Annotated in this window: 8 protein-coding genes; 7 read left to right on the forward strand and 1 reads right to left on the reverse strand. The window is 72.4% G+C overall.

Annotated features, from left to right (window positions below):
- Positions 1 to 152: 152 nt before the first annotated feature.
- The gene (locus Aco03nite_RS14665) at positions 153 to 2,804 is read left to right on the forward strand and encodes a serine/threonine-protein kinase (protein WP_203795632.1); all 2,652 of its coding nucleotides are present in this window, start codon (positions 153 to 155) and stop codon (positions 2,802 to 2,804) included.
- A gap of 376 nt (positions 2,805 to 3,180) precedes the next feature.
- Here Aco03nite_RS14665 and Aco03nite_RS14670 read toward each other — a convergent pair whose 3' ends face one another.
- Complete coding sequence (locus Aco03nite_RS14670; protein WP_239145166.1) at positions 3,181 to 5,106, reverse strand: PAS domain S-box protein; 1,926 nt, start codon at positions 5,104 to 5,106, stop codon at positions 3,181 to 3,183.
- A gap of 89 nt (positions 5,107 to 5,195) precedes the next feature.
- Between Aco03nite_RS14670 and Aco03nite_RS14675 the strand changes: the two genes are divergently transcribed.
- The 6 genes from Aco03nite_RS14675 to Aco03nite_RS52915 are packed head-to-tail and all read left to right on the forward strand — an operon-like array spanning position 5,196 to position 11,657.
- Complete coding sequence (locus Aco03nite_RS14675) at positions 5,196 to 6,176, forward strand: 3-oxoacyl-ACP synthase III family protein (RefSeq protein WP_203795633.1); 981 nt, start codon at positions 5,196 to 5,198, stop codon at positions 6,174 to 6,176.
- Complete coding sequence (locus Aco03nite_RS14680; protein WP_203795634.1) at positions 6,173 to 6,904, forward strand: glycosyltransferase family 2 protein; 732 nt, start codon at positions 6,173 to 6,175, stop codon at positions 6,902 to 6,904. The genes Aco03nite_RS14675 and Aco03nite_RS14680 overlap by 4 nt, the downstream gene beginning before the upstream one ends.
- Before the next feature lie 25 nt (positions 6,905 to 6,929).
- Positions 6,930 to 8,393 (forward strand): AMP-binding protein, encoded by a 1,464-nt coding sequence (locus Aco03nite_RS14685; RefSeq protein WP_203795635.1) that lies wholly within the window; start codon positions 6,930 to 6,932, stop codon positions 8,391 to 8,393.
- On the forward strand, positions 8,390 to 9,145 hold the full coding sequence (locus tag Aco03nite_RS14690) for a glycosyltransferase family 2 protein (RefSeq protein ID WP_203795636.1): 756 nt from the start codon (positions 8,390 to 8,392) through the stop codon (positions 9,143 to 9,145). Before Aco03nite_RS14685 ends, Aco03nite_RS14690 begins: the two co-directional genes overlap by 4 nt.
- Positions 9,142 to 10,305, forward strand: a complete 1,164-nt coding sequence (locus Aco03nite_RS14695; RefSeq protein WP_203795637.1) for a cytochrome P450 family protein — start codon at positions 9,142 to 9,144, stop codon at positions 10,303 to 10,305. Before Aco03nite_RS14690 ends, Aco03nite_RS14695 begins: the two co-directional genes overlap by 4 nt.
- Positions 10,302 to 11,657, forward strand: coding sequence for an NAD-dependent epimerase/dehydratase family protein (locus tag Aco03nite_RS52915; protein ID WP_239145167.1), 1,356 nt, complete (start codon positions 10,302 to 10,304; stop codon positions 11,655 to 11,657). Before Aco03nite_RS14695 ends, Aco03nite_RS52915 begins: the two co-directional genes overlap by 4 nt.
- The last annotated feature ends 395 nt before the right edge of the window (positions 11,658 to 12,052 follow it).

Here is a 12,052-nt window from a genome sequence, read left to right on the forward strand (position 1 = left end):
CGTGGCGTGCCCGGGACCACAGACCCGCTGGTCACAGTGGATGACCGAGCGACTCCACAGAGTTACCCGATTCGATGTACGGTCGACGGTGCCGGGTAGCGTCGGTGGTGCATCTGACCTGCGTTAACACATTTTGAACCAGGGGTGACGGCATGGCTGCGGTGGGAGAGGTCATCGCCGGTAGATACCGGCTGGCCCGCCCGCTCGCGGCCGGCGGCATGAGCCGCATCTGGCTCGCCACCGACGAGACCGCCACCCGGGTCAGCACCACCTACCGCGAGTCCGGCGAGATCCACGAGGAGACCCGGCCGGCGTTCGTCGTCCTGAAACACTGCACCGTCCCGCAGGGACTGCCGCCCGATCAGCACGAGCTGGTCCGCCACTGGAGCCTGCCGGAGGCCGTCGCCGCCGCCCGGGTCCGCCACCCCAACGTGATCCACACCCACGCCGTGCTCCCGTCGTGGGACGGCCCGTGGCTGGTCATGGACCACCTGCCGGCCCGCACCCTGCACCAGGTCGTCGACGAGTCCGGCCCGCTGCCCGCCGCCCGCGCCGCCGCCACCGGCCTCGCCGTCCTGGCCGGCCTGCGGGCCATCTGGTCCACCGGCATCCTGCACCTGGACGTGAAACCCGGAAACCTCCTGATCACCGCCGACGGCCGCACCGTCCTGACCGATTTCGGCCCGGCCGTCACCCCCGCCGGCATCACCACCCTCGCCGACGCCGGAATCATCCTCGGCTCTCCCAAGTGGATCGCGCCGGAACGCATCTTCGACCACACGTCGACCGAGGCCTCCGACCTGTGGTCACTGGGCGCCACCCTCTACCACGCGGTCGAGGGCCGGCCCCCGTTCCTCCGGGCCACCACGTCCCAGATCCTGCAGTCCCTGGCCGACCCGCGCCCCACCCAGCCGCGCCGCGCGGGCCCCCTGACCCCCGTCCTGGCCGGGCTGCTGCGCCGCTCCCCCGCCGACCGGCTGAGCGCTACCGAGGTGGAGGCCCACCTCCGCGACATCGTCACACCCGGCCGCCGCAGACGCCCCACCGGCGCCGGCGCCGGCCGCTCCGCCTTCCGCTTCCCCCGCTTCCCCCGCCGCACTCCCGCACCAGACCCCACCCCACACCCAGCCACCCCGCACTCGGCGGTCCCCCACTCTGCGGGCCAGCCCCCGTCCGTCCCAAACTCGGCCGTCCCACACTTGGCGGTCTCGCCCTCAGCCATCCCGCACCTGACCGCCCAGCACCCGGCTGTCCCGCAACTAGCCGCCCAGCACCCGGCTGTCCCGCAACCAGCCGCCCTGCCTCCGGCCGACCCACACTCGGCCGCATCCCAGCCAACCGCCCAGCACTCGGCCGCACCGCGCCCTGCTGTCCTGGAGCCACTCGCCCCGCCCGCTGCTGCCTCGCAGTCAGCCGGTCCGCAGGCGGGCATCGCCACCGGCGGTCGCCTGGCGGAGACTCGTGCCGGGCAGCCGCCGGTGACTCAGCCGGGCGTGCCGCTCTCGGGCACCAGCGCGGACCGGCCCCTCGCCTTCCATCCCGGGGCTCCTCTCCCGGACCCGCAACTGGGTCGTCCACTGACGACTTATTCGGGCGCTCCCCTTCGGGATCAGCCCCTCGCCTTCCATCCGGGAGCGCCCCTTCCTGACGGCCGGGCCGGTGCGAGCGCTGATGGCCGAGGCGGCGCGGGCATTGGCGGCCGGGCTGGCGCGGGTGCTGACGGCCGACGCGGCGCGGGAATGGGCGGCCGGGCCGATGCGGGTGCTGACGGCCGAGGCGGCACGGGTGCTGACGGCCGACACGGTGCTGTTGCTGACAGCCGACACGGTGTGGGCGCTGGCGGCCCGGCCGGTGTGGGGGCTGACGACTGGGGCGGGGGTGTTCGCTTTGGGCGAGCGGGGGGTTTGCGGGGCGGGCGTGGCAAGTGGCGGACCGGGCGACGGCGGCGGATTCCGGTGATTCTTGCGGCGATCGCGGTGGCTGCCGGGCTCACGGCGGTTGCCGCTACCGCTGAGGGCATGACCCGTTCCGGTACGACCGGTTCCCCTCCCGCCTCCACCGCGGAGCCCGGTTCGATCTCGGCTGTTCCCGGCGCGGCGGGTGGCTTCGGCAGCGGGACACCGGTCGGCCCCGCGGCGGGATCCGGGGCCGGTTCGGGATCGCCCGTTCCGCCCGGTTCATCGGGGGCCGGGTCGTCCGCCTCGCCGGGAGCGTCGAATCCGGACGGCTCATCCGGCTCATCCGGCTTGTCGGGCTCGTCGGGCTCGTCTGGCCTCGGCGGGGCGGGCGACGTGCCACGGTTGTCGCCGGGGTCGGGGCCGTCCCGGCAGGTCGTTCCGCCTCGGACGGTTCAGGAGGGCTGGCCGCCCGCGCCGCTGCCGGAGGGTTTCACCTGGTGGGCGGATCCGCTCGGATACCGGGTGGCCGTTCCGTCCGGTTGGCGACAGGGGGCCCCGTTGACCGGAGGGCGGACGTTCACCGCCAAGCGTGATCAGGCGACCCTGGCGATCACACCTCTCGCCGAGACACCGTCCGACGTGGTGGAAATGCTGACCGACGCCGAGCGTGAGTCCGATCTGGATCATTACAAGCGGGTTCGGATAGAGGCTCTGCCGGAGCCGGCGTCAGCGATCTGGGAGTACACGTTCCAGACTCCCGACGGCACCGGCATGCGAGCCGTGCAGCGCGTCATCGGTACCGAGGGCCACAGCTACGTCCTGGAATGGCAAGCCACCCGCGACGACTGGCCCACCGAGCTGAACCGCTTCACCGTGGTCCTGGCCACCTTCACCCCAACCCCCTGATCCTCCGGCCACCCGGCCGGCTGCCCCCCGACCGCCCGCCCCTCTGACCGCCCCGACCACCGATCGGCGCGGGCGCGAGTCGGCGCGGGCGCGAATCGGCGCAGGTCGGATCGGGCAGCGCGGGCCGAGCGACACGGTTGGGCCGGGCGACACGGTTGGGCCGGACGACACAGGCCAAGCGGCGCGGACCGAGCGGCGCGGACCGGACGACGCGGTTAGGCCAAGCGGTGTGGGTCGGGCGGCGTGGTGGGGTGGTTGGGGGTGGGGTGGGTGGGGTGGCCGTGAGGGACGTATTTTGGCCCGGCGGGCGCTGGGCGGTCTTGAGGGGGCGCCTGGCTTGCGGGGTGGGGGCAGAGCTTTGCACGGGCGTACAAAATTATGGTGTTTTGAGTTTTTTGGTGTTCAGCTCTGCGATCTTGTGCAGTAGGTCCTGGGCTGTGAACGGCTTTTCTATGAACGCTATGTCGCCGTCCAGGACGTGGGTGGTTCCCAGCAGGCCGTTGCTGTAGCCGGACATGTACAGGACCGGTAGGGACGGTCTTGCCTCGTGCAGCAGCTCGGCCAGGCGGCGGCCGGACATCTCGGGCATGATCACATCCGTCAGCAGGACGTCGCAGCCGTGTTGGGTGAACAGGTGCAGGGCCTCGGGGCCTCCGGTGGCGGTGAGGACGTGGTAGCCGGCGTTCGACAGGATTCTCGTCACCACCCTGGCCAGGGCCGGCTCGTCCTCGACCACCAGGACTGTCCGGCCGTCGCCCGGCGGAGGGGCGTCTCGGCGGAGCGTGGCGGGGACCGCGTCACCGGGGGCGGTCACCAGCGGTAGGTAGATGCGGAACGTCGTTCCTACGCCCGGCTCCGAATAGACGTTCAGGCTGCCGCCCGACTCGGCGACGATGCCGTAGACCGTGGCCAGGCCCAAGCCGGTGCCCTGGCCCCGGGGCTTCGTGGTGAAGAAGGGTTCGAAGATGCGGGCCACCACGTCCGCCGTCATGCCCTCGCCGGTGTCGCTGACCAGCAGGCGGGCGTAGGTGCCGGCCGGCAGTGGGGGCTGCATCTCCAGCTCGCCGCCGTCCAGGTCGGTCACGTCGGCCTCCAGGACCAGGGTGCCGCCGTCCGGCATCGCGTCGCGCGCGTTGATCGCCAGATTGAGCAGGACCTGCTGGATCTGGCCCGGATCGGCGTGCACGACCGGGGGCCGTGACGACGGGACCTCGATCAGGGTGATGTGTTCGCCGATGGTGCGTTCCAGCATCGCGTGCACCTCGGCCACCGCCGCGTTCAGGTCCACGTCCTGCGGCTGGATGGTGTCGCCCCGGGTGAAGGTGAGCAGCTGGCGGGTCAGGTTGATGGCCCGGTCGGCGGCGTTGCGGACGTGCTTCAGGTCGGATTCCAGGGCCTTGTTGCCGGCCGCCTCCTCGACGGCGAAATCCGTGTAGTTCACGATGATCGCGAGGATGTTGTTGAAGTCGTGGGCCACCCCGCCGGCCAGCCGGCCCAGGCTCTCCATCCGCTGGGCCTGGTTGGTGCGCTCCTCCACGGCCCGCTGGCGTTCGGCCGCCGCCTTCGCCGCGGTCACGTCGCGGGCCACCGCCGACACCCCGGTCAGGCGGCCGGAACGGTCCCGGATCGCGGTCACGTTCAGGGAGACGTCCACCGGGCTGCCGTCCTTGGCCCAGCGCCGGGTCTCGTACGACACCCCGCGCCCGCCCCGCCCCACCTGATCGATGACCCGGCGCTGCTCGTCGGCCCCGGCCGGATCGGCGACGATCGACGACGGGCGCCCGATGATCTCGGCGGCGGTGTAGCCGAAGAGACGTTCGGCCCCGCCGTTCCAGGCGGTGACCGTGCCGTCCAGGTCGACACCGATGATCGCGTCGTCGGTGTGCTCGACCACGGCCTGCAGGGTGGCCCGGTGGGCGTCGGCCTCGTCGAGGACCCGCTGCCGATGCGGGTCGGCGTAGATCAGCCCGGGTGCGGTCCGGCTGCTCTGCCGCACCGACCAGTAGTAGACGCCGGCCAGCCCGGTCACCACGTTCCACCAGGACAGCGCGCCCACCCAGAGCGAGTCGACGGCCCGCCCGAGCAGGCCGGGGTTGGCGAGCATCAGCCAGGTGTACAGGCCGTGGCCGACGGCGGCGGTCGCGAAGATCAGGGCGGTGGCGACGGCCAGGCGGTTGCTGCGCAGCTGACCGGCCCGGGTCACCGGCACCACGATGGCCACCGTGATCGCCGCGTACGTGATCATGGTGCCCAGGTTGCCCAGCATGAAGAGCCGTTCCGGCACGATCGTCCTATCGGACACCAGCCGGTCATGCTGAGGTCCCGATCTGACCCTCGGCCTTTCTCGAACGTGGCGAGCCGCGGCTATCGTCGCTGCGACGAGGGGGAGATGTGCGGATCGGAATCACCGGAGTGGGTGCCTACCTGCCCGAACGCGAGGTCACCACGGCCGAGCTGCAGGACGGGATCGGGCGGCTGCCCCGTGGACTGCTGGCCCGCCTGACCGGAATCGACCGGCGCCGGATCGCGGGCGACGGCGAGTACGCCTCCACCCTCGGCCTGCACGCCGCCCGCGCCGCCCTGGACAGCGCCGATCTGGACCCGCTCGACGTCGACCTGCTGCTGTTCGCGTCGGCCAGCCGGGACATGGTCGAACCGGCCACCGCGCACATCCTGCAGGACGCCCTCGGCAGCCGGGCGCACGCGCTCGACGTCACCAACGCCTGCAACAGCTTCGTCAACGGGATCGATCTGGCCCGGTCGATGATCCTGGCCGGGCGGGCCCGGCGGGCTCTGGTCGTCACCGGGGAGACACCGAGCCGGGTGATGCGGCCCCGGGTGGAGAGCCTTGCGGAGGCCCGGAAGGCGTTCGCCGGTTACACGTTCGGGGACGCGGGGGCCGCTGTGGTCGTCGAGCCGGTGCCGAGCGGCGGGATCCTGGACGTGGACACCGAGACGTTCTCCGAGCACTGGGGTGTGGGCGGGATTCCCGGGGGTGGATCACGGCATCCCCGGGGGGACGAGCACAGCTACTTCGTCGGGGACGGGCACAGACTTCGTGGGGTGTTCGAGAAGATCGGGGCGAGCATCCTGGATCGGGTGCGGTCGCGGACCGGGTTCGATTTTGCCGACTATAAACGGATTTTGGTGCATCAGGTCACTTTGCCCTATTTGGAGCGTTTTGTTGAGGTGACCGGGGTGCCCCGGGATCGGCTCGTGGTTACGATTCCCGAGCTGGGCAACATGGCGAGCGCGACGCTCGGCGTGCAACTTGAACGGACATTTCCGGATTTGTCGCCCGGGGATCGGGTGCTGTTCGTCGGGCTCGGCGGCGGCGTGAGCATGATGACCATGGTTTGGGAACGGTCGTGACCGCGCTCTGGGTCGTGGTTCCGGCGTACAACGAATCCGCCCGGATAAATCAGACCATCTCCGCTTTGATCGCTCAAACCGATCGGGACTTCACCCTACTGGTGGTGGACAACGGTTCCACCGATGACACGGCGGCCGTGGCGGCGGCGATGCAGACCCCGTTCCCCCTGCACGTCCTGATCGAGCCCGAGAAGGGCGTCGGCTGCGCCGTGGACACCGGCTTCCGGCACGCCATCGCCGCGGGCGCCACCATGATCGCCCGCACCGACGCCGACTGTCTCCCCCGCCCCGGCTGGGTGGCCGCGGCCCGCGCCACCCTCACCGCCGGCGCCGGCCTGGCCTGCGGCCGGATCACCGCCAGACAGGACGAGCACGGTCCGGCCGGCCGGGCGTTCTTCTCGCTGCTGGTGACCCTTGCGGCGGCTTTCGGCCGGGTACGCCCGGCACACCGCGACCGTGGCTACCTGGCCCCCTACCGCATGCACGCCGGCAACAACATGGCGGTGACCGCCGAGCTGTATCAAGCGTGCGGCGGCATGCCCCGGCGCCCGTCCCCGACCGACCGACTGTTCCTGAACCGGGTCCGCCGCACCACCACCGCCATCGTGCACAGCCGGACGATGGTGGTGGAGAACTCGACCCGGCGGATCCGCGCGTACGGGGTGCTGCGGACCGCCCGCTGGTACCTGGACCGGGGCAGCGCCGGACTGCCCCCGGACCCCCGATGATCCGTTGGCGAACAGGGGTGCGGCAGTGCTCGACGAACTGAGTTCCGGCCTGCGTGCCGGGGACGACTCCCCGGCCCTGATCCGGGGCCGCCGCACGGTCCGCCGGGGTGAGCTGGCGACCCTGCGCGACAGGTACGCGACCGCCCTGCACGCCCGCGGCCTGCGCGCCGGGGACACCCTCGGGCTGGCGATCCGGCCCGGGGCGCACGCGCTGGCGATGGTGCTCGCCGCGTACCGGCTCGGGGTCCGGGTGGCGCTCCTCGACCCGGCCGCCGGACCGGACGTGCTGACCGCCCGGCTGTCGATGGCCCCGCCCGCACTGATCGTCGCCGACACCGCCGCGCAGGCGGTGGCCGGCTGGGCGGCGCCACTGGCACGCCGGGCCGGGCTGGCCCTGCCCGACCTGCCGGCGCTCGGCCCGACCGTGACGGTGGGGCCGCGCCTGCCCGGTGACGCGCCCGCGCTGCGGCCGGCCGGCGGACCGGTTCCGCCCGCGTTCGACGGCGACGGGGACGCGGTCGTCATCTTCACTTCGGGCACCACCAGCAGCCCGCGGGCCGTGGTGCACACCCGGGCCGGTCTGGCCGCCGGGCTGCGCGCGGTGTCCGCACTGGTACGGCCCCGGCCCGGGGTTCCGGTGCTGGGCGGCACGTTCTTCGTGATGGTTCCGTCGCTGGCCGCCGGTGCCCCGGTGGCCGCTCCGGCCCGGCGGCCGCACGCGCTCGCCCGGCAGATCACCGGGCTGCACCCGCAGGTCACCTATCTGACGCCGCCGCAGATCCGGGCCGCGCTCGACGCCGGGACGCCGTTCACCGGCCGGGTCTACAGCGGGTCGGCGCCGGTCTCGGCGGACCTGCTGCGGCGGGTCCGGGCGGCCGGCGCCGGTGAGGCGTGGGGGGTTTACGCGCTGACCGAGGTCTTCCCGGCCGCGGCCGTCGAATCCCGGGACAAGTCCACCTTCGACGGTGCCGGCGACCTGGTCGGCGAGCTGCTGCCGGGCATCCGGGCCAGCCTGGACGACGACGGCCAGCTGCTCCTGGCCGGGACCGGCGTCTGCGACCGGTACCTCGGCGACGCCCCACACGAGTGGGTGGCGACCGGCGACATCGCCGTGCTCTCTCCCCCGTCCCGCCGGGTCGTCCTTGCCGGGCGTGGCAAGGACATGATCCTGCGGGCGGCGGAGAACATCTATCCCGGCCTGTACGAGCCGGCGCTGCACGTGCCCGGGGTGGCCCTCGCGGTGCTGGTGGGTGTGCCCGCCGGAGACGGGGACGAGCAGGTGGTGGCGGTGGTCGAGACCACGCCGGGCGCTGATCGGGCCGCGGTCGAGGCCGCTCTGCACGAGCCGTTGCAGCGGATGGGCGCGGCCCGGCCGGATCGCCTGATCTTCGCCCCGGTGCCCCTGTCGGGCCGTTCCCGCAAACCCGACCGGGCCGCGGCCTCCGCTGTGGCTGCGGCTTTTCACACCCCTGCGGCGGTACGTCGGTGAGACTGGCCGTCGTGGTGCCCGCGTACAACGAGGCGGCGTCGATCGGGGGCACCCTGTCGGCGCTCGCCGCTCAGACCGACCGGGACTTCTGCCTGGTGGTCGTGGACAACGCTTCGACCGATGACACCGTCGCGGTGGTGCGCCGGTTCGCGGGGACGGCGCCGTTTCCGGTCAAGGTCGTCAGCGAGCCGGAGCCCGGAGCGGGAACGGCCGCGGACACCGGGTTCCGGCACGCGATCAACGCCGGGGCCACGCTGCTGGCCCGGACCGACGCGGACTGTCTGCCCGCCCCGGATTGGATCGCTGTGCTCCGGGTGTACCTCAATCGGGAAGTTAATCTGGTTTGTGGCCGCAGTGTGCCACGCCGCGACGAGCGACCGACCTGGGCCGAGCGGCACGTCTTCCCGGCGGCGGTGCGGCTGGCCGCGGTGTACGGGCGCTATCGGCGGGCGCATCGGCGGCCCGAGTTCCGCAGCCCGTACGTGCTGGTCCACGGGCACAATCTGGCGATGACCGCCGATCTGTACCAGCGGTGCGGCGGCACCGCACGGGAGGCCCTCGAAGACGGATCCGAGGATGTCACGCTGCTGAACCGGGCCCGCCGGGTGACGTCCCGGATCGTCCGCGCCGAGGACGCGGTGGTCGAGGCCAGCCTGCGGCGGCTGCGCGCGTGGGGTGGGCGGCGGACGCTGCTCTGGTACTGGGATCGCCGCTGGCGGCCGTCCGCCTCGTCACAGGTCCACGTCCGGTGAGCGCCCGGTCGCGGGACCGGCGGGTCTATCTGCGCAGCCATCCGTTCCTGTTCCTGCTGCTCGCGGCCACCCGCAACCGTCCCGTGGTGCGGATCGGCGGGACGGTGATCGCGCATTCCCGGGAGGCGTTCGTCGACGGGCTGACCCGGGTTCCGCTCGACCGCGCCGCGGACGGGACCACCGGGGCGGCGGCCGGGCGGCTGGCCGGGGGCGGGCTGCTCTTCGACCAGGACGGCGCCGACCATCGTGGGGCACGCCGGGAGATCGCCGCATCGCTGGGCGCCGACGGTGTCGGGCGGCTGCGTCCGGTGTGGACGGAGGTTCTGGAGCGGCGGTTGGCGCCACTCGCCTCGGGGCGTCCGATCGACCTGGTGGAGGTGGCCGCCGAACTGTCCGGGGCCACCGCGGCGGCCCTGCTGAAACTGGACGTCGACGCCCTCACCCTGGCCACGGCGGCCCGGGAGGCGGCTGCGGCCGGGGCTCGCGAACACGTTCCGGGCCTGGTCCTTCCCCGCCATCGCCGGGCCGCCCGCCAGGCCGCGGACCGGTTGAACGACCTGGTCAACCCGCCTCTGATTTCCGGAAAGGGCGGCCCGGCGCCTCATGACGGTGACCGGGCGGCCTCCGGCGCGGCATCTCCTGACGGTGGACCGGCGGCCTCCGGCGGGGACGGGCTCGGGGCGATGCTGGCGGTGGCCGCGATCAATACGACGGTCGCCGGGTTGCCGCGGGCCGCGGCCTGGTGTGCTGACGCCGATCTCTGGGAGTACGCCGAGACCGCCCCGGACGCCCTGACCTCCGAGTTGTTGCGGGTCATCGCGCCTACGCCGTTGCTACCGAGGGTCGCCGCCGCCGCGGGCACCGTCGCCGGTCTGCCGGTCCGCGCCGGTGATCGACTGATTCTGATTGCCCGGCACGCGGTGGGCGCCCACCGGCGCGATCCGGATCCCGGTGATCCGGAACCGTCACGGGTGTCGCAGTTGGTCTTCGGCTCGGGACCGCACGCCTGCCCCGGTGCCCGGCTGGCCCGCATGCAGTTCACCGACACATTGGCGGCGTTGGCCCCGTACCGGCCGGTGGTTCGTTCGGCCCGGGCCGACCGGCGGGCGGCCCTGCCCGGCTGGGCCTCCCTGATCCTGGCCCCGGCTCGTCGACCATGACGATCCGGATAGCGGTGACCGGGGCGAGCGGCTTCTGCGGCGGAGTGGTCGCCCGAGCCGCCGCCGCGGCGGGAGCAGAGGTGATCTGTCTCGGACGAAACCCCGGCCCGGTCGGCGAACACCGCTTCTGGGACGCCACCCGAACCGTCCCCGACCTGACCGACACCGACGTGGTCCTGCATCTCGCCGCCGCCGTCGGTGACCCACCCCCGGGGCGAGCGTCCGAGGCCGCGTTCCGCGCGGTCAACGTGGACGGGACCGCCCGCCTCCTCGAAGCCGCCGCCCACCGCAGGGTCGTCTGGGTGAGCAGCGCCAGCGTCTACGCCCCACCACACCCGAACCCCGACTTCACTCCCCACCCGGATCCCGGCCTCACCTCCTACACGAACCCTGGCCTCACCCCTTACCTGGATCCCGGCCTCATTGTTGACTCGAATCCCGACCACATTCGCATCCTGAGCCCCGGCCTCGCTCTTTCTTCAAATCCCGACCTCGCCTACTCCCCGGACTCCGGCCTCGCCCATTCCAGCCCGCCGAGCCCAGGTCGTGGTGCCGTTGTTCCCGGGCCCGGCGGGAGTGGGAGCGGCATCAACGAATCTCTGCGGTCGAGTCCGAAAGGGATCACTGAGGACCATCCGCTTGCGGGGATGACCGCCTACGGGCGCACGAAGGCCGAAGGCGAACGTCTCGCTCTCGAGGCAGGCGCGGTGGTGCTGCGACCGCGGGCTGTCTACGGTCCGGGCGACCCGCATCTGCTCCCCCGATTGCAGCGAGTGGTGCGCGGCGGCCGGGCTCTGCTCCCCGGACCGGATGTCCTGCTCAGCCTGACGGCAGTGGAGAACCTCGCCGACGCCTGCCTGACCGCCGCAGGCCGGCAGCCCCACGACGACGCTTGCCCGACCGCCGCGGACCGGCAGCCCCACGACGACGGTTGCCCGACCGCCGCGGGTCGGCAGCCCCACGACGACGGTTGCCAGGCCATCGCGGGTCGGCAGTTCCACGACGGCGGTTGCCTGGCCGCCGCGGACCGGCAGTTTCACGACCTCGGCGTGGGGTGGCCGACTGGTGCCTACAACATCGCGGACGCGACGCCCTACCGGCGTGACTCGGTGGTCGCGGCGGTTTGCGGTGTGCCTGTCGTCCATGTGCCGATACCGCTGGTCAACGTGATCGCGGCCGTGTCATCGGTGACGGCTCGGATGGCCGGTCGGGCCCCACTGCTCTCCCGGTATGCCGTGGAACAACTCACCACCGGCGTCGTCCTGGACATCTCCCGGGCCAGAGCCCAAGGGTGGACTCCACGCCGCACCCTCACCGATTTCCTCGGACGGTCGCTCGATCATTTCGAATGATCTTCGAGCACCGAGGAAAAGGCCGCGGGGGAAGCCGAAACAACGAAGGCCGGAACAACCGCAAACGCTGAACCCAAAACTGCGGGTGCAAGGTCTGGGTCTGGGTCTGGGCCTGGGCCTGGGCCTGGGCCTGCCGAAGGCTAGGAACAAGGATCCCAGGATCAAAGGAGGCTGGGACCGTGCGAGACAAGGACCGCGCAAGACTGGGACCGCGCAAGGCTAGGACCGCGCGAGACTGGGACCGCGCGAGACAAGGACCGCGCGAGACAAGGACCGCGCGAGACAAGGACCGCGCGAGACAAGGACCGCGCAAGGCTAGGACCGCGCAAGACTGGGACCGCGCGAGACAAGGACCGCGCGAGACAAGGACCGCGCAAGGCTAGGACCGCGCAAGG

Origin of the sequence: Actinoplanes couchii, assembly GCF_016862075.1 — a bacterium.
Taxonomy (GTDB): Bacteria; Actinomycetota; Actinomycetes; order Mycobacteriales; family Micromonosporaceae; genus Actinoplanes; species Actinoplanes couchii.